This is a genomic window from Tolypothrix sp. FACHB-123 (assembly GCF_014697075.1).
GTDB lineage: Bacteria > Cyanobacteriota > Cyanobacteriia > Cyanobacteriales > Nostocaceae > Aulosira.
Window position 1 is genome coordinate 24,311 of sequence record NZ_JACJRE010000009.1, and the last position, 19,709, is coordinate 44,019.

The window sequence follows — 19,709 nt, forward strand, 5'->3', positions numbered from 1 at the left end:
ATGTACTTTATTCTTTCGTGAGTCAATAGCCACTAAGCAAGTACAAAAATTTCCTCATATTTATCTTGATGGGCGAAATATTACCCGCCCTGGTAATTCTTCTTGATTAATTCGCCCATAGACTCGCAGACAAGCCAACACTTCCCCAGGATTACCTCCACAATCAAGTTGCAAGTCGTCTTTGGTTAGGGCACAGATATCGGCGTAAAGTCCTGATAATTGGCGAATGCGGACATCATTACCTGCATTATTTGCGTTATCGACAAATTTTTTCAGCATTCGCCGTGATTCTTGTTGTAGTTTACCCCACCAGGAATAGCGATCGCTTGGTGGAATAAATACTAAGGAGTGGATGGCTTCATCTATGTCAATCCAAGCACGTAGAGTTAATAATGCGTCAGTGTTTTCCACGGCTTTTTGGGTGCGTTGAAAGCGTTCTGTTAAGGCTTCAATATATTGATTTTGCTGTTCTGGTTTGGCGTGTAAGGAAACGATATCGAAGCTGAAAACGCTTTTTAAGGCATGATGTAAGTCTGGTTCTATTTCAATAAAATTAATACAAAAAAATAAGTAACCTGCGAGTAAGTTTATATCTTTTGAATCGGTATTTTGTTTGGTTTGGGTATAAGATAACGCTTTTTGAGATAAAGATAAACCTTTGGTTTGAATTGTACCGCTAAGTCCGGGGTAAATAATTTCGTCGCGGATGAAGGGTAAAGGGTAGAGGTTGGCGGTGTCTTCTACTGCACCAATTTCTTGGGCTAAAGTTAAGGCGCGTTGACGCCAAGTTGCTGCTAATTCTTCGGGTATTCGTAGGAGTTTACGTTGTATTTCGTTCCATAATTCTGCGTCTGTTTGGCTTTGCAGGGGGTTATTTCCTAGATATAATTTGAGGTCTTTATCGGTGTCGAATTCTTGTTTGAGTTGGCTGAGTTTTAATTCATTATTGGGGGTGGGTTGGGAAGATTTGGGTTGTAATAAGTTATGGATTTCTTGCAGTATTTCGTCGCATAATTTAGCGCCGGGATCTAGGGGGTGTTCTGTTTGGGCTTGCTGTAATGTGGCGGCGATTCCGTGGAGGCTATAGCGTAATATTTGGGCTAGTTGGGAGTTTTCTGTTTGTAAGAGTTGGCGTAGGTTTTCCATGAATGTCGCCTCCAGGTTATTTATTTTTAATTAACCGCCAAGACGCCAAGACGCCAAGGAAGAGAGAAGAGAGATGAAACCGCAGAGACGCAGAGGACACAGAGAAGAGGTTTTGAGAGGTTTTCTCTCTGCGTCTCTGCGCCTCTGCGTGAGGTAATTCCTAATGAATTCCGCAGAAGGGATCGCGTTCTTTATCTACTTCGTTGGGTTGTAGTTCTAATTCGGCGCGATAAACACATCCTGGTTGTTTGAGGCTTTCTTGGATGTTTGATGTCCAGTAAGGTACTTCCCCGGCGTGCATTCTTAAAATACCTTTGTTGTCGAGGGTGACGCGATATTGGCAAGGGTAATCTGTGGTGATATCGGGTTTAATTAATGCGCCAATACGTATCCATTTTTTTGTGTTGGTTTCTGCGTCTGTTTGCACTACATAAAAGGTATGTTCTCCGTTTTTAGGGAAGGGTGGTAAGGGATTACTAATTAATCCTTTTCCTGGTTCGGGTGAACCATCGCGGATGTAATGAAATTCTTGCAGGGATTTACTAATATCTTTGTCGGCTTCAAAGACTAAATGATAAGCATCTGGTTGATCTACTGTGGCTGATTCGATGACGTTGATGGCTATATCGCCATCGTTTAAGTCTTTGTTGGGACGTTCAACGGCTATATTCCATTTCAATTTACTATCAGCAAATAATGTAAATGTTTCTGATGCGGCGGAGATGACTGAGGTGACATCAATACCGGGAACATCTATTAAGTAATGGGGGTTTCCTTGGCATAGTAAAACGCTAAATTGCAGGGTTTGATCGATTTCAAATTGAACTTTGATTTTTTTGAGAAAGTCGGGTTCTAAAAATCCTAGTTTCTCCATTAAGGTTTTACCGTCGAAGCTACCCCAAAGTCTTAAATCGCCGTCTTCGTAGTCTTGGCGATAAATGATGTTTGTTAATTGTATCCCTTGCCATTCTGTGCGGACTTTGGCGACGTTTTCATCTGCTGCTAGTTGATAAAGTTCTTGTCCGGCTTTAAATATTGTTAGGAGTTCGTTGCTTTGGGTTTTGCGTTTGAAGTTGCAAGGTAAGTAATAAAATAGGTTTTTGACATCAATTTCTAGTTGATTTGCACCTTTACGGAGCAATCCTTTTGACTCTTCGGGGTCGAATCTTAATCTACGTAGTTTCTCGGCGTAGCAAGCACCGGCTGAGGTGGCTAGTTTGGTAAATTCTAATACAAAGGTGATGCGTTCGGGGTTCCAGACGAAGTAGGGAGATTTGCTAAATTCTTGGTAGATGGAGCGCTGTACGAGGTCGAGGCTGCAAGTTTTACCGGATAAAATTAGCCAGTCTACTTTGTGGGTATTCCAGGGGTCTATGGTGCTATCCTGGGGACGGAGGCGGCTATCCATGAGTCCTTGGGCGATTCCAATTGCTTCTTTGATGGCTGATGATGCGGCGCGATCGAATTGTTGGCTATCGATGGTGACGCAGATACTACTGGGGTCTTTTACTTGGTATCTAATAGCACTTTGATTGAGTAATTCGGAAATCTGCTGTTCGGAGAGGGTAAAGGTGATGGGTGAAGCGTCTGCTGGCTTTTGTCCGAGTTTGATTTTGGCAGCTTCGGCATGATCCCACAATGTATAAAATGTTTGTAGGCGTTGGGGTGCTTGTTGCCAGCGAGTAGGTAAGACTTTTTCGGCTGTATCTAAAGCGTCTTTATAAGCGGCGTCGCCTTCGGGGTTTTCTTTATCTAAACATTTTAAAATACTACCGCTTTTGAATTGTCCGTTTTCGAGAAAGCGTTCGTTTAATTCGGAGTTGATTAAGTCTTCTAGCTTGTCGCTTTCTAAATTTCCGGTGGAAACTGCTGTTAATAAAAAATCGGCGATCGCTATTTTTAACAGCCTGAATATTCTCAGGGTAATTAATTCGCCGCCAAGCTGTAAATGTCCCGATGAACCTAATAGTTTGGGGGTGAGTTTATAGTAACGTCCGCCTAAACCTCTGTCTTCATTATCGGCAAAGAATGGGGTTTTATCTTCTAAAGTAAGTTCAATTAAAGCTAAGTCTGTAGTTCCGCCACCAATATCTAAAACTAAAACATTTTGTGACCATTTATTCCCTACTTGACGACAGCGAGTTTTAAAAGATTCAATCCCAATATTCAGATTCCCGCCAAATTCTCGCCAGAGGAAAAATATCGCTACAGAAACGGCTTCATCATAAGCGGTTTGGACATCATCAATTCCTAGTTTTTCAACTAATTCTTTAACTTCTTTCCGCACTACAGGCGGCGCAACGGTGGGATAGGTAACAACGGCGGAGAGAAAATCACCTTCAGAAAATCTGCGTCTGGCGCGTTTGCGATAGTCTTCGGTTAATTCAATTAAATGTCCCCAAGCTGCTTGTACTAATTGGTTTACATTAATTGTTTCTTCCGCCTCATCTAAGATAACGGGAAAGGAACGATCCTGTCCAAAATAGCGTTTGGGGGAGTGATGAAAGCGGCTGATAATTTCCTTTAAAGCGCTGCTGGTTCCTTGGGCGATCGCTTTTTTTCTATTATCGCTGGCTTCCCTGCCCATTTTCAGTTTTAAAGCGGCTAATTTAGCGATTTCTAACTCGCTTTTAATTTCGGTGCTGCGCCTATCGATATCTAAAACAACGGGGATGAGATTTTGCGATTCGAGGGTGGGAACGCGGAAGACTTCATGATATATCTGATAAAGCTTTTTACTGACAGCACGCCGAAAGCGATCGCTTGTTCCTAAGCATAGTTCAATTTGGCGCAGTGCTTCTAAAAATCGTTCCCGGTTATCGCTGGCAAACACTTCGCTTAAGCGGCTGGGTTCTATTTCTAGGTTTTTACTGATGTCAGCAATAAACTTTTCCCAGTCGCTAGCGCTGACATCTGGTAAAGCATCTGTAGCGGGGGAACTTAACCATTGTGCCATGCGATCGCGCAATCGCATTTCTTGTTCTTTGGGTAATACTTCGGCAATTGGTACTTCAATGGGATCGAAAAGTGTCACCGTAGAATTGGATGTGCCAAAGTCTAAAGCAAACCATCCGGGGAATCTTTTTTGTTGTTGGTTATTGGTTTGGGAGGAGTTCATGGTGTTGAAGGGTTAATTTTTTTTAACGCAAAGGGGCGCAAAGGTTGGCGCGGAGGTTCGCAAAGTTTTTTCTCTGTGTTCTCTGCGTCTCTGCGGTTCATTTTCCTAATAATCAATTTCAGAAACATCAGCCAAAATCTGCAACCAGGTAGGAATTGCTAGTTGTGAGGATTCGCCAGCTGCTAGATATCTCAGCAATTCTTCCTTCTTAGAAAGATTTTGCAAACTGGGAATAATTTGATCCAAAACCCCGGCTAATTCCCCATTCACTTGCTGATTAACTTCACTCACATATTGCACCAAATGCAGACTCGCACTAGCAGTAATTTCATCCCGCAAGCGCAATACAAAAAGCTGATGATTGTTCGATTTGGTTAAACCATTCCTTTCAGGTGCCCAATCAAATATTTGCCCTACATTATGTTTTTCATCTTGATGCGCTAAGGGAAAGATTACTTCAGCAGCAATATTTTTTTCTCTACTTTCAATTTCCGAAATAATCGCTTCTTGCCATTTATTTGGATCGCAACCTAACAGCAGTTTATAAAATAACTCTGCTTCTTCAATGCCAAATCTCGCTTCTATTTCCGCTTCTATTTCTGGGTTGAGATTTGCTTGTAAGTAATCTCGTTCTTTGGCGACAATATTTGATAACTTACTCAGTAAATCGCCAATGGCTTGACGAATGCGATCGCGCGCAAATTCTTCTACTTCTTGAACTGTCTTCGCAAAGGCGGGATAAAAATCATCGCTTTTGGTGGGAATAGCGGTATTTACTCTATTTCCTCGATCAAATAATTTCCCGGCTGCACCTTTGGATTCAGTTAAGGAAATTGTGCCGTTGTTCGCTTTATTAAATAGTAAAGTCCATTGATTCCAATTAAGAATGCGATATGTTAGTTCATCTTTAACAACATCGCTAACGCCAATTCCTCTTCTATCTTTCAGTGGTTCCTTACCTAAATCTTTCTGGAAATTTCTGTATGTTTTATCTAAATTTTCAATCGCCGCCCGTAATTCTATCAAAGCTGGGCTATCGGCGGTAGGCATACCTTGTTCGTGCATTTCATCCAGGATATTTTTTAAATTATCCTGCTGTAGACGCACGTTATCAGCAGCCCTTTTTGTATCTTCGTGAAGTTGCTTTAAGCCGTGGGTAGCTACGTGTTTTTGAATTAATTCTCGCAGCTTACTAATCCCCCCGTCTTGAGCAAAGTAGCCTAATTGTCTACCTAAATAATTACGCGCATCGGTTGCTAATAAATTCTCGCTTAACTGTCCCCATTTATCTTGTAAGCGTTTGGAACGATCTAAATAATCGGGATAATCTAGATTAGCTAAAAATTCCGGCGAACCTGCTTTGACAGAAGTAGAACGTTTCGCTAAATCTGCTAGTCCTAAAAGTGGTGATAGTAAAACAATTCTATCTTTTTGGCTGGTAAATGCGTTAGCAGCATCAATTGTAGTTTGCAGAACTTTGAGTTTTTGAAAAACCTGGCTTTCACGTAAAGGATTATCGATGCTATCTTGAATTAATTGGTCTAATTCTCTTTCTCCCCCTTCACTATCTAGAGGCAGTTGATCGAAGCGTCCCACACCTACTAAAATTAAATCCTTGAGGTCTTGTCCCGGACGCTGTTGTTGCATCATGGTAAAGATTTTATTCGCGCGATCGCTTCCTGGGGATTTACCATTTAACAACACTAAAATTGTCTGTACTTCCGCTAATTCGCGCAGTGATAAAAAGGTATCTCTTGCACCAGAATTCGCCGCACCTAATCCGGGAAAATCCAGCAAGATAAATTCCGATGCACCATTTACATCCCAAATTTCCCGCGAGATGTTCACATCTATATCTACACGGCGAATTAGGGGGAAACTATTTTGTAATAACTTAGCTGGTAATCTTTGCGGGGGACTGGGTAACTTGATATGTGCTGGCGGTAAATCGTCAAAGCTAATGGTTTGAATCGCCATTGGTTGCTCGACCAGCTTTAATCCTTCCCTGGCGGTGGTAGCATCAATTTGATAGGAACCACCACACATGACTTCGCCGTAGGCTTGGTAAGCGCGAACAAAGATGACTAATTCACGCAAAATGTAACGCAACTCTAAATTATTGCTATTTTTCCAGGTTTCCTCGCACCAATTGATAATATCCTTGGGTTCCTTCAGCTTCGTCACCAGCGCAGGTAAAAGTCCAGCCGCTACTGTGCGCCGATTTGCTTCGCCAATCATGAACCGCAGACAATCATTCACTCCTTCGTGAGAAAGATACTCAACTGTAAAGTTGCCTAACTGTGTAGTGGCAAACCCATCCTGGGGTATGATGTGAATCGCTGTAACATTGCCCGTCGTAGGGTTTTCGCTCACTGGTAAAGCATCAGCGTAGCCAATCAAGCTGCCTAACAGCAAAGTTTTCCCGCTACTAAATTCACCCATCACCCCGATTTTCACTGGTGAAGTAGCAAGTTCTACTGTTTTCTCCGCAGCTTCCCGGAGGCGAAACAGACTCTCATCAAGACTAGCTGGTACCCAATCTTCTTGCTTGGAGGGATATTCAGGCACAGAGTCCAATTTCTGGAGGATGAATTCGCCATATTTTTTATAACGCTCCAGTTGTTCTGTTTCCATAGAGTATTTTTTGCTCTAAGATAAATTGCTGTGAGTTTTATAACACAAAAAACCTGAGCTTCGCCGTAGGTAAATTTCAACTCACCACAGGTAGCGATCGCCACGAAACCCGCTCATGCTTGCCAAGGTCAACAAAAAAATTAACTATTTTTTAATAAAAAAGATTTGTCTTAATAAACTATAAAATTGTGCTTTTTGTTAATGATTTTCTGGATAACATATCAGATAATTAAACTCCAGCATTCTCAAAAATTAAGTGCATCTCACATAACTGCTTAATAGTGGCATAAAAAGCAGAAAGATAGATTAAGGTGCTGCATAGAGATTGATTTGGCAAACATGATTGGTGAGTTTCGCGATCGCTCTGAGCGCAGAAGAGTGCGATCGCGATTATTTATGTTTGTCAGTAGTCAGTTGTCAGTAGGGGCGGGTTTATGAAAGATCGTTATGGATATTTGAGGATCTCTGTAAACCCGCCCGTACAGTTGTCAGTTGTCATTTGTCCCCCTTGTCCCCGTCCCAATGAGGGGAGTAAACCCTCTCCACAGCCATAGTTTTCCGTGTGAAAATCAGTTCCTACATATTTTTACTGAGTCGAAGATTCCCCAAACCCAGCACTGTCATGTCTTCCTTGTGGAGGATACTGGTTTACCAGTTGGGATTTATGAATCTTTGACAGATTCTTTACGTAAACTTAACTAAACTTTATTGAAAAAATAACCAGAAAGCTGTTTACTGAATAGTAATTCACTTTTTGCTGCAACATTTGAACCCCTCAACCACCCTGTATATGCAGGCATTGAGGGGATTCTTTATTATGGGGCATGGGGCATTGGTTATTTCTCCCTTATCCCTAGTCCATGTTTTCCTGCAAAACTAACTTCCCTCCCTGAATTAGCTGCAATTGCTGACCTCGCCAGGTAATCGCTTTACCAAAAAAGCCATAACACCAGATTGCAAAATGTATTAAATCGCGGAAAGGGATTAGCCAAAAATATTGTTTTGTAACGGGATCGTTGAATACTCGCACGCCAATTACCCAAGCCATAATTAACCGTAATACCCAAGTAATAACTAGGCCAGTCCAACCGATAATTGAGCCTTTTGTCACTAACAATAAAAGTAAACTAGTAACTGTTCCATAGGTAAATACCAATCCTAAATAACCCCAAGGACGAGAAACCCAAATACAACGCAGCCAACGAATTTGGCGTTGAATGACATCTGCTAGGGTACTTTCATCTAAAATATGGTCAACTATATAGTTAGATAAAAAGACTCGATAACCGACTTGAGCAGGTAAATAACCGAGTTGAAAGTCATCTGCTAAGTAATCTGCGATCGCATTAAATCCACCAATTGCTTCTAAGGCCTGTTTGCGAATAATAATAGTAGAACCAAAAGCAAATTTTATGTTTTCTAATTGATTGCTGACTAACACGCTAGGATGAAAGCTGGTAGCAATCCCCAGTGCTTCAAAAGAAGTTACCCATCCTTGAGCTAAGGAACGATACAAACAGGTAACTACACCCACCTTCTCATCTTGCAACGGCTGGACAATGCGTTGTAAATAATCTTTACCAACGCGAATATCACTGTCAGCGATGAGGAGAATTTCGTATTTAGCCGCAGTCAAAGCATTGGCGAGATTACTCACTTTCAGATTAGCGCCAATAATGCGATCGCTCACCACAAGCTGAATATCTACATTGGGGAACTGCTGGATTAATTTATCAATAATGGCGATCGCTGGATCTTCGCGATCGCGCACCGCAAAGATAATTTGATATTCTGGGTAATCTTGCTGACAACATGAAGCTAAGTTGTCCTCAGCGTCCCGATCCACACCACATATCGGTTTGAGAATCGTTACCTGGGGAAGGAATGCGGGATCTATAGTGCGGGTTTGGGTAAAAAAGGCGATCGCTGCATATATGCTGTAACAGTAGAAACAGATAGCCGCTAGACACAGTATTAACAGCAACCACTTAATCAGTAACATCATGCTCACATTGATAAATGTCTGATTGACTCAAACGCTGATAAATTCTACTTATACAATGCGATAATCGTCATAGATAATAAGTTCTTCCTGTCCCCTAGAGAGCGCATTCGGTAAAATTGCTCATTACATCTTCATGAATCTGATTTACTTTCTTTTACGTTCAGCATGGGGGATGGTAGCGATCGCGATCGTTACCGGATTCCTGAGTGGTGGTAGCAGTGCGGGACTAATTGCTCTCATTAGTTCAGCTGCAAATCCTAGTAACCAATCACCGCTGACATCGATTGCTTGGGGGTTTGTCGGATTAGTCATAGTTGCATTAATTACCAGTATAATCTCTCAAGTTATGCTAGTTCGTCTCTCCCAAAACGCCATCTTACAACTACGGATGGGCTTAAGTAATCAAATCCTCGCTTCTGAGTTAAGTCATCTAGAACACTTGGGTAATCCCCGCATCTTAGCAACCTTGACAGAAGATGTTCAAGCTGTCGCTAATGCTGTGTACTTAATTCCCTTTCTCTGCATTGATTTAGCGATGGTTGCTGGTTGCTTGGTGTATATAACTTGGCTTTCTTGGTTAGTATTTTTGCTAGTTGTCGTCTTAATGGTAGTCGCTCTGGGTAGCTGTAACTGGCTGTTACGCGGTGGGGGAGAATTACTAGCTCAGGCGCGAGACGATCAAGATGTATTATTTCAACACTTTCGCACAGTTACCGAAGGCATTAAAGAACTTAAACTTAATTATCAACGCCGTCAAAGTTTTCTAGAAAACCAACTTAAATCAACGGCTGTTAAATACCGAAATCATAATATTAAAGGCTTAACTCTGTTTGCTGTCACTACAAGCTGGGGCAGATTTATCTTTTTTTTCGCGGTGGGTTTTTTGTTATTCGCCTTACCGAATTTAATAACTATTAGTCCCCATACACTCTCTGGCTTCATTTTGACATTTACTTATTTGATGTTGCCAATGGACAATATAGTTAATAACCTACCGCAAATTATTCGCGCTAATGTTTCTTTTCAAAAGATAGAATCATTAGGTTTAGCTCTCGCCAGTAAAGGAGAAACTTCTACAGTACCAACAAATATCAACCCGATTTGGCAAAGTTTACAACTTAAAGGTATTACTCACACCTATTACAGAGAGCAAGAAGAAAATAGTTTTATTCTGGGCCCCATCGACTTGACATTATATCCGCAAGAAATAATATTTATTGTTGGTGGGAATGGTAGTGGTAAATCGACATTAGCCAAACTAATTACTGGTTTGTATATCCCAGAAAGAGGAGAAATTTTTTGGGATAAAGAGCTAATTACAGAGACTAATCGAGAATGGTATCGTCAACATTTTTCTGTGGTGTTTTCTGATTTTTATTTATTTGATGAACTTTTAGGTTTAGAAAATGCTGATTTAGATAATAAAGCTCAAAAGTACCTCAAACAACTCCAGCTAGACCATAAAGTCAAAATTGAAAATGGCAAACTTTCTACTACTGCTCTATCTCAAGGACAGCGTAAAAGATTGGCTTTACTCACAGCTTATTTAGAAGACAGACCAATTTATTTATTTGATGAATGGGCAGCAGACCAAGACCCAATTTTCAAAGATATATTTTACACTCAGTTACTAGCAGAATTGAAAGCGCAAGGGAAAACAGTCATAGTAATTAGCCACGACGATCGCTATTTTTATTTAGCAGACCGAGTAGTTAAATTAGACTACGGTAAAATTGAATATGAAAATAGTCAATAAGTAATGGGCATTGGGTATTGGGTATTGGGCATTGGGCATTGATTGTTTCTTTAGGCTTTAATTGGGTTCCACCTGAGAATCGTTTTTGACTGGACTATCTTGTTTAATTGGCTGTAGGGGATTAACCTTGAGAACAGGTTCATTATTGGAAATTTGTCTTTGTCTGAGAAGTTCAATTTCTCGTTCCATTAATTCTTGTCCTTGGCGGAAAAATTCTTGAGAACTATGGGGAACTAAGTCACGAGATAACTGTTGAGTTTGTACGGGAGTCAGGTTAGGTAGCTGTTGTTGCGCATTAACAGCAGTGTTTCCAAAAACTAACACAGCAGTTGAGAAACCAAAGGCTGTAATTTTTATGCAGCGGGAAAATATGCGTGACAACATGATTTATACCTCTCTTGCTGCTTTCAACTACTAGAAAGATACAATAATCAATTGGCTGATTACCTCCTACAAATGGGTTAATTATTTTCAGTCAAAAGCTTGATATCAAGCACATCTATAATTTTGATCAGTTCAAGGTGCGTTAAATGACAAATGACAAATTACGAATTAGAATCACTTTCCACCGCACCCAAAGCCTTTAATGTCGCTACCTGTGCGGGGGTTAAACCTGTAATTCCGGTGATGTTCATTCCTTCATAAGGTCTTTCTACTTGCAAAACCTGGAGACATTCACCTGTATTCACATTCCATAATTTTATCGTGCCGTCGCCGCTACCACTGGCTAAGGTATTACCATCAGGATGAAATGCCACAGACCAAACTCGGTTAATATGTGCGGGTAAGGTACTTATACATTTACCTTCATCCACTGACCATAATTTTACTGTTTGGTCGTCACCGCCACTGGCTAAAATTTTTCCGTCGGGACTAAAGGCGACTGACCAAATCCAGTTACTATGTCCTTGGAGAATTTTCACACATTGACCATCATTCACTGACCATAGTCTAATTATTTGGTCGTTTCCGCCACTGGCTAAAAGTTTTCCGTCGGGACTAAATGCTACGGGGCCGACTTGTCCGGTGTGTCCTTGTAATATTCTTAGATATTGGCGATTGTTTACTGACCATAACCGCACTTCTCGATCGTAACCGGCACTGGCTAAAATTTGTCCGTCGGGACTGAAGGCGACTGACCAAACTTGATTGGCGTTTTCTTGTAAAACATGCAAACATTTACCTGTGCTGACAGACCATAATCTAATTGTGCTGTCGTGACTACCGCTAGCTAAAATTTGGCTATCGGGACTAAAGGCGATGGAACGGACTTTATGCTGATGTTCAGCTAAAATATGGAGAGATTTACCATCTTTGACTGACCATAATCTAATTGTGCGGTCGTGGCTGCAACTAGCTAAAATTTCTCCATTAGGACTAAATGCTACTGACCTAACTTGCTGAGTATGAGCGTCTAAGGTTCTCCGACATTGATTGTTAACAATTGACCATAGTCTGACTTTTTGGTCAAAACCACCACTGGCTAAGGTTTGACCATCGGGACTAAAGGCGACTGACTCGACACCGTTAATATAACCTTGAAATACTTTAATACATTCACCACCACTGACTGACCACAGTCTCACTGTTTGGTCATAACCTGCACTGGCTAAGATTTTACCATCAGGACTAAAGGCAACTGCCCAAACGCGATCGCTATGTCCTTGCAATATTTGGTAACATTCACCGTCATTGACTGACCACAATCTCACGCTTTGGTCGTAACTACTACTAACGACGGTTTGATTATCTGGACTAAATCTAACTGCTAAGACGCGATCGCTATGTCCTTGTAAAATTTGCAAGCATTGACCGTTATTCACTGACCATAATCGCACAGTTTGGTCGTAACTTGCACTGGCTAACATTTGACCGTCGGGACTAAAGGCGACTGACCGCAGTTTATCTGTATGTCCATACAGAACTTGCAAGCATTTACCATCGCTCATTGACCATAATCGCACAGTTTGGTCGTAACTAGCACTGGCAACAGTTTGACTATCGGGACTAAAAGCGACTGACCAAATTTCGTTACTATGTCCTTGGAAAATTTGCACGCATTGTCCTGTATTCGCTGACCATATGCGCAGATTTTGGTCGTAACTACCGCTAACTATCAGCTGACCGTTGGGACTATATGCTACTGACTCTACGCGATCGCTGTGACCTTGTAAAGTTTGAATGCATTTACCGTCATTTACTGACCATAATTTGATAGTTTTGTCAACACTGCCACTGGCTAAAGTTTGCCCGTCAGGACTAAAGGCGACGGAACGGACAAAGCCTGTGTGACCTTTAAAAGTTAAAATCGGTTGACCGTCATCGATTTGCCATAGCCGAATTTCGCCGTTAGCATCACCTGTAGCTAAAATCTTACCATTGGGACTAAAGGCGACGGAGAAAATAGTCGCGAGAATATCGGTAAAAACTGAACGTTCAAAAGTCGCATTAATTAATTTTACTTGCTGTAAATTTTCGCCTTTGAGATAAGCTTGCCAAATTGTCAGATTGGAGAAATCATAATTATTTAAATCTGTTTGCAGATAACAGAGTAAATTGATAATATTCCCGCCAACATACCCCGGTTGATGGGAATATTTAGTTTGTAACGTTGAGATAAGTTCTGTTAATTTACCGACAACTTTTTTATTACTACCCAATAAATTCAGCAACCGTTCCGCCAGGGGTTTGACTATCAGCCGAATTTGCGCTTCCCGGATATAATCTTTTGCCGTTGCTTTCATTAAAGCATAGCGATTACAAGTAGTAATTTCCCCATTAACTATATTTTCACAGATTTCCGCAATTAGGCGATCGCTCGCATATTCCATTACCACCGGTTGCAGAGTAAATAAAGCATTACTTTTTTCGATTAGCGACCTTCTCGCCAATGATTGCAACGCTTCCACTAAATTAGATTGAGAAGGTAAATTAACAATATCCTCTTTTAATTCCCCAATTCCCACAGGTTCGCGATTAATTGCTAGCCAGTACATCACCTCTGTTTCTAAATCAGAAAGGCGCTGAGATTGCTGGTCTAAAAGTTGGCGAATACCGCCAAAAACTACGGTATCCTGAGCTAAAAAAGCAGCAATACTACTATCAAATAACTCTTTAATTGTCGTTGAGATAATTTTTAAAGCTAAAGGATGACCTTTATAAAATTCGATTAATTTAACTTGTTCTGTTGGCGTTCCTGAGAGTCCCTGAGTGTGGAAAATTTCTTCCCCATCTACCGCTTTTAACCCAGTGAGTTGTAAAGCGCGTACCGGGAGAGTTTCCCCTTCCGAAGCTGCTACTTCTGGAGGTTTTTCACGACTCGTGAGAATTAAACAACTTTGATGATTTGTGCCGCCAATTCTTCTAATAAGTTCCCCATAAGCTTCATAACCGCCGCGATAAGCCAAAGCACCCGATTGAAAAATTGACTCCGCATTATCGAGAATTACCAGACAACGCGAACTGCGGAGATAATCAATTAATAAAGAAATTCTTTCCCCCACATCTTGGGGTAAATCAATTTGTTGTTGATGAGAGAGAAACTTAATTAAATCTGCGAGAATATCTTGGATTGGTGGCGCATTGCGCAAACTCCGCCAAATCACATAATCAAATTCCCCTTGAATTTTTTGCGCCAGTTTAATAGAAAGAGAAGTCTTACCAATTCCCCCCATTCCCAACAGCGCCACCACCCGACAACGTTGTTCTACTACCCATTTTTCCAGCTGAGTAAGTTCATCCACCCGTCCATAAAACACCGACACATCAACAGCTTCCCCCCAATCAACGCGATGGGAAGTTGCGGGTTTTAGCTGGGGATTTGGCTGATTTGCTTCTGGAGTATCAGCTTTTTCGCGACGTTTTTCTATATAGTCCAGCACTTGTACTGTACTAGCAATAAAGCCAATTAAGCCAACAATAAAGCCGATAGTAGCGGAGAGTGGTTCCATATTAATTGGGCATTGGGCATGGGGCATTGGGCATGGGGCATTGGGCAATTCAATTTTGGATTTTGGATTTGCGATAGCGCAGCGTTAGCGAGTCCGCGAGCGTCTTTTGGATTGGGTTTGAATCTAAAATCTAAAATCTAAAATCTAAAATTCCTTGTCCCCCTGCTCCCTGCCCCCCTGCCTCTTCTACTGTGATAATTTTTGCAAATCCTCAAGAACTGCGATCGCGGATGAATAGCGATCGCTAAAATGGTAACGCACCATATTATCTAAAATTGCGGCAAATTCTGGACTGACTTTGTTATGAGGCCAAATTATATTACCTGTTTCTGGGTCGGGCTGGAGTTCTTGGGGGGGAATCCCAGTAATCGCTTGAATCCCAATCATCCCTAAAGCGTAGATATCACTTGATAGACGCGGATGTCCCGCAAATTGTTCTGCTGGCGCGTAACCCCGCGTACCAATGGCGACAGTGGCTAATTCTGTTTGTTCGCTACTACCTGGCTGCATTAACTTGACTGCGCCAAAGTCAATTAAGACTAAGCGATTATCTTCAGTTGAGCGAATAATATTTGTTGGTTTAATATCGCGATGAATTACCCGATGTTCGTGGACAAATTCTAAAATTTCTAAAACTTCTTTGAGCATCTTAATTACCATACTTTCTGACTGTAAATCTTGTACAGGTGGTAATTCTTCGCTCAAAGTATGCCCAGGAATATATTGTTCAACTAAATAAAATTCTTGATTTTCTTCAAAGTAAGCCAGCAGTTCCGGGATTTGCTGATGTTTCCCTAAAGCTTCTAAAATTTCCGCCTCTGTATTAAATAATCTCCTGGCAACTTCTAAAAATCTTGTATCTCTTCTGGCTGGCATTAATTGTTTAACTACACAAGTCGGATTACCAGGTCGATGAGTATCATTTGCTAAATAAGTACAACCAAAGCCACCGGAACCGAGAATTTTTGAGATTTGATAGCGTCCCCCTAAAAGAAAATCGCCCGTAGATTTTTCTGGTGTTTCAATGACAGAAATATGATGGTGTCTGTCACGAACTATTGTAGAATCTACCGTAGTTTCTTTTAAGAGAAGATCTAATTGGGCAATTACCTCCTGTTGTTTTTCTACTTGCTGAATAATTAACTGAGTTTGCTGTTGAGTTTGATAGCTAGAATAAACCATCACCCCCATCCCAGAAATTACCAAACTTAAAGCCGGGGGAATTAAAGGAACCCATCCAGATAACAGAAATAACCCAAAGCAAATACCCACCAAAGCAATCAGAGTTATACCGCCAGTGATGAACAATATTAGAGGATGTTTTAGCCGCCAACCTACAGTTCCCCCTACTATTCCCCAAGTCCATACCCAGAGAAATTCACCCCATTCCGGCCAATCCCAAATTAAAGGTTTACCATCCAATACTGTGCTAATAATTTGACTAGCAATTTGTGCATGAATCATCAAAGCTGGCATTCTGGCTATTTGTTCTGGGGAAGCACTATAAGGTGTATATACGCCAGGATGAACGCTAGCAGCAGTAGTCCCGATAATGACTAATTTATCTTTAAAAAGACTAGGATTAACTTTATTTGTGAGTACATCTGTTAAAGTAACTTCTGGGGCAAAGTGATCTGGGTGACGATAATTTAACAGTAATTGATAACCACTAGCATCTAAATTTTTATAGCTACCGTAATTACTGGTTAAAGTAGAAAAAATAGTTTTACCAATAGAGAAAGTTTTTTTATCAATATAATTAACTTCTAAACCAGAATTTTCTAAATAACTAATAGCTGTTAATGCCGCAAAAGAAAATGTGGTTTGACATTTTTTATCCGGTGATTGTGCAAATAACAAACTACGCCGGATAATTTGGTCATTTTCGCTGTCAGGAATTAAATCGTTATAGCCGACATTATCTATATAGAAATTTGGTGGAGGCGGAACTTCTGGTCTACCCATACTACTTAATAAACAAGTAGCGATAATATTATCTGTATTGGCAATTCCCTCACCTAAATTTTTTTGTGTTGGTCGATAAAGATTTAAGCCAATCGTCCGAGGTTGATAAGACTGAATTTTTTGTAACAGCTTATTGACTGTGTTATCAGATAACGGCCATTTTTCCCTAGCAATATCAGCTTCGGTGATAGTTACCAAGATAATGCGCTGCTCGGTTGCTGCCACCGGACGCGATCGCACCATTTGATCGTAAACTTTTAATTCCCCTGACTGTAACCATTTCAGTTCCCTTACGCCCCAGACTAAAGCTGTCACCCCTAGACTGCTGAGAAAAACAACTTGTAGCCACGTAAGTATAGTAGGTGAAGTCTCACGATTCACCCGGTCTTGTCGAAACCCATCTCGCAGTTTTCGTAAAATTCCACTAATCACAGGATTGCGGTAGAAGCTTAAAGTTGGTAGATGTCAAGAATTTGCAATATTAAGATACTTTGGTTCTCAATATCGTAAACCTCAGCTTTATTTAATTTAGCAATTGACTGTTGACCGTTGACTGTTGACTGTTGACTGTTGACCAATGACAAATTAAAAAATATACGCAGTTGAGATTCTCTGAGTTATGATACCAGGCACTATAGGGAAATCACTGCCGTGATAACCTAAGTAGCTGACAACTCTCTGTACTTGGCTATGGAAATATCCACAAAAACCGAGTAATCCCCTTAAAGTTGTTGATCGCAATGCATTTACAGTCAACGGTCAACAGTCAACAGTCAACGTAAAATTAAATTTTGCTAGCCGTGTCCATTTCTGCAAAACCTTTTCCCATTTGGGGATTTTTCTCCTTATTAACCAACGGACTCCTGATGTTGGCGGTTATACTGCTAATTTGGCAACAGCAGAGATTAAGCAATGGTGTCGAGGAGACAACTACGCCTACAGTAAGTGATACCCAGACTGCTGAACCAGAGTTAGGCCCCCGTCACCAGCTAAATTATCCACAATGGGTAGAAATTCTTCAAAAAGAAGCCAAGGTTGCATCCGAAAAATCACCTCAGCATCTAAGTATTCTGGCGGGAGATTCTTTAAGTCTGTGGTTTCCTCCAGAATTATTACCTGAAAATAGAAGTTGGCTCAATCAGGCTATTTCTGGCGAAACTAGCGACGGATTGCTGAAAAGATTAAATCTTTTTGACAATACCGAACCTGAGGTAATTTTTGTGATGATTGGCATTAATGATTTAATTCGCGGTATTGGCGATGAAATCATCTTAGAAAATCAACAGCAAATTCTGGGTTACCTGCGCAAAGTCCATCCTCAAGCCAAAATATTTGTCCAATCAATTTTGCCTCATGGCGGAGCAGAATCAACTTGGGAAGGTAAAGAAAAATTGCTGAAAATTCCCAACAATCGAATTCAGCAACTAAATCAGCAATTGCAAACCATAGCCAGCAATCAAGGCGTGAAGTATCTCGACTTATATAGCCTGTTTGTCAATCCTGAAGGTAATCTCCGCAGTGAATTGACTACCGATGGCTTACATCTGAGTCCTCAAGGCTATATGGTTTGGGGGACTGCATTGCAGATTTATAGCCAGCAAGCCTTAGAACTCCAGCCCCTACCCAATAGAAAAGATAAAGTTAAGGATAAAGTAAAAATATGACCCATTGACACTTTCACAAGACTCATTAGCGTCTTGACGCGAGACAATGAGAAATGGTGAACTAACTTGAACAAACCAATGGATACAAAAGCTTTTAAACGTAGCCTGCAACACTCCCAAAACTATAATCGCAAAGGCTTTGGTCATCAAGCAGAAGTTGCTACCCAGTTACAGTCTGAATATCAAAGTAGTTTAATTCAGCAAATTCGCGATCGCAACTACAGGTTAGAACAAGGTGAAGTCACCATTTTGTTAGCGCAAGCCTTTGGTTTCTGTTGGGGTGTGGAACGTGCGGTAGCAATGGCTTATGAAACCCGCCAGCACTTCCCTAACGAACAGATATGGATTACCAATGAAATTATTCACAATCCCTCTGTAAACCAGCGAATGCAGGAGATGGAAGTCAAATTTATTCCTGTAAATGCTGGTCAAAAAGACTTTTCTGTCGTTGGCAATGAAGATGTAGTTATCTTACCTGCCTTTGGTGCCAGCGTGCAAGAAATGCAAATTCTCCACGAAAAAGACTGCAAAATCGTCGATACAACTTGTCCTTGGGTATCCAAAGTTTGGAATACAGTTGAAAAGCACAAAAAAATTGACTATACCTCAATTATCCACGGTAAATATAAGCACGAAGAAACTGTAGCTACAAGTTCCTTTGCAGGCAAATATTTAATTGTGTTAAATATGCGCGAAGCCGAATATGTGAGCAACTATATTTTACATGGAGGCGATCGCCAAGAATTTCTGCAAAAATTTGCGAAAGCTTGCTCAGCTGGCTTTGACCCAGATCAAGATTTACAAAGAGTGGGAATTGCTAACCAAACTACCATGCTCAAAGGCGAAACCGAACAAATTGGTAAGCTGTTAGAGCGGACAATGATGCAGAAATATGGCCCTACAGAAATCAATCAACATTTCCAAAGCTTCAACACCATTTGCGACGCTACCCAAGAACGTCAAGATGCAATGTTAGATTTAGTGGAACAAAACCTAGATTTGATGATCGTAATTGGGGGCTTTAATTCATCAAATACCACACAATTGCAACAGATAGCTTTTGAGCGGGGAATTCCTTCATATCACATTGATTCTGTTGAGCGAATTAAATCGGCAAAGTCCATTGAACATCGACAATTAACTGGAGAGATAGTTACCACAGATAATTGGCTAGCTGAAGGTAAAATAGCTGTCGGTATTACTTCCGGCGCTTCTACACCAGATAAAGTAGTTGAAGATATCATTGAAAGAATTTTTGCTTTGAAAGCGACAGTTTTGGCGCTGTAATCTTTGCAAACATTACAACTAACCAGATGAATTATCGGGGGTTTAGCAATGCTAAACCCCTACTTGTGATAATTGCACGCTCGTCATGAAAAAATCACAAAATTATACCAATTTGACAAAAGAAGACAACAGATAATAGGGGCATGGCAATGCCATTTCTTCTAGAATATATTGATATGTCACA

10 protein-coding genes are annotated in these 19,709 nt (G+C 40.8%); 3 read left to right on the forward strand and 7 right to left on the reverse strand.

Features of this window, described 5'->3' with window-relative positions; genetic code table 11:
• Positions 1–60: 60 nt before the first annotated feature.
• The 4 genes from H6G41_RS08540 to hpnI form a co-directional block, all read right to left on the reverse strand.
• Entirely contained in the window at positions 61–1,146 is a 1,086-nt protein-coding gene (locus H6G41_RS08540) for a hypothetical protein (protein WP_190745474.1), read from the reverse strand.
• A gap of 160 nt (positions 1,147–1,306) precedes the next feature.
• Positions 1,307–4,264 carry a virulence factor SrfB gene (locus H6G41_RS08545; protein WP_190745476.1) on the reverse strand — a complete coding sequence of 986 codons (2,958 nt, stop codon included), beginning with the start codon at positions 4,262–4,264 and terminating at the stop codon, positions 1,307–1,309.
• A gap of 105 nt (positions 4,265–4,369) precedes the next feature.
• Positions 4,370–6,898: a proteasome protein gene (locus H6G41_RS08550; protein ID WP_190745478.1), complete on the reverse strand. Its 2,529-nt coding sequence runs from the start codon at positions 6,896–6,898 to the stop codon at positions 4,370–4,372.
• An 853-nt stretch (positions 6,899–7,751) separates the two neighbouring features.
• On the reverse strand, positions 7,752–8,903 hold the full coding sequence (gene hpnI, locus H6G41_RS08555; protein ID WP_374939412.1) for a bacteriohopanetetrol glucosamine biosynthesis glycosyltransferase HpnI: 1,152 nt from the start codon (positions 8,901–8,903) through the stop codon (positions 7,752–7,754).
• 133 nt (positions 8,904–9,036) lie between these two features.
• Between hpnI and H6G41_RS08560 the strand changes: the two genes are divergently transcribed.
• Entirely contained in the window at positions 9,037–10,659 is a 1,623-nt protein-coding gene (locus tag H6G41_RS08560) for a cyclic peptide export ABC transporter (protein ID WP_190745480.1), read from the forward strand.
• Between the two features lie 57 nt (positions 10,660–10,716).
• Here the strand turns inward: H6G41_RS08560 and H6G41_RS08565 are convergent, their stop codons facing one another.
• From H6G41_RS08565 to H6G41_RS08575, 3 genes are all read right to left on the reverse strand, one after another.
• Positions 10,717–11,043 carry a hypothetical protein gene (locus H6G41_RS08565; protein WP_190745482.1) on the reverse strand — a complete coding sequence of 109 codons (327 nt, stop codon included), beginning with the start codon at positions 11,041–11,043 and terminating at the stop codon, positions 10,717–10,719.
• Between the two features lie 161 nt (positions 11,044–11,204).
• Positions 11,205–14,636 (reverse strand): WD40 repeat domain-containing protein, encoded by a 3,432-nt coding sequence (locus tag H6G41_RS08570; protein WP_242037841.1) that lies wholly within the window; start codon positions 14,634–14,636, stop codon positions 11,205–11,207.
• Positions 14,637–14,795: 159 nt separating this feature from the next.
• Positions 14,796–17,006, reverse strand: a complete 2,211-nt coding sequence (locus H6G41_RS08575; protein WP_190745483.1) for a CHASE2 domain-containing protein — start codon at positions 17,004–17,006, stop codon at positions 14,796–14,798.
• 368 nt (positions 17,007–17,374) lie between these two features.
• On the opposite strand from H6G41_RS08575, the gene H6G41_RS08580 reads away from it, so the two are divergent.
• Positions 17,375–18,238, forward strand: a complete 864-nt coding sequence (locus H6G41_RS08580; protein WP_308796119.1) for an SGNH/GDSL hydrolase family protein — start codon at positions 17,375–17,377, stop codon at positions 18,236–18,238.
• 78 nt (positions 18,239–18,316) lie between these two features.
• Positions 18,317–19,525 carry a 4-hydroxy-3-methylbut-2-enyl diphosphate reductase gene (locus H6G41_RS08585; protein WP_190745486.1) on the forward strand — a complete coding sequence of 403 codons (1,209 nt, stop codon included), beginning with the start codon at positions 18,317–18,319 and terminating at the stop codon, positions 19,523–19,525.
• Positions 19,526–19,709 lie beyond the last annotated feature (184 nt).

Excerpts from the sequence above, each read along its gene's own strand:
- H6G41_RS08540 (WP_190745474.1), bottom strand. The coding sequence starts at position 1,146 with ATGGAAAACCTACGCCAACTCTTACAAACAGAAAACTCCCAACTAGCC.
- H6G41_RS08545 (WP_190745476.1), bottom strand. The coding sequence starts at position 4,264 with ATGAACTCCTCCCAAACCAATAACCAACAACAAAAAAGATTCCCCGGA.
- H6G41_RS08550 (WP_190745478.1), bottom strand. The coding sequence starts at position 6,898 with ATGGAAACAGAACAACTGGAGCGTTATAAAAAATATGGCGAATTCATC.
- hpnI (WP_374939412.1), bottom strand. The coding sequence starts at position 8,903 with ATGATGTTACTGATTAAGTGGTTGCTGTTAATACTGTGTCTAGCGGCT.
- H6G41_RS08560 (WP_190745480.1), top strand. The coding sequence starts at position 9,037 with ATGAATCTGATTTACTTTCTTTTACGTTCAGCATGGGGGATGGTAGCG.
- H6G41_RS08565 (WP_190745482.1), bottom strand. The coding sequence starts at position 11,043 with ATGTTGTCACGCATATTTTCCCGCTGCATAAAAATTACAGCCTTTGGT.
- H6G41_RS08570 (WP_242037841.1), bottom strand. The coding sequence starts at position 14,636 with ATGCCCCATGCCCAATGCCCAATTAATATGGAACCACTCTCCGCTACT.
- H6G41_RS08585 (WP_190745486.1), top strand. The coding sequence starts at position 18,317 with ATGGATACAAAAGCTTTTAAACGTAGCCTGCAACACTCCCAAAACTAT.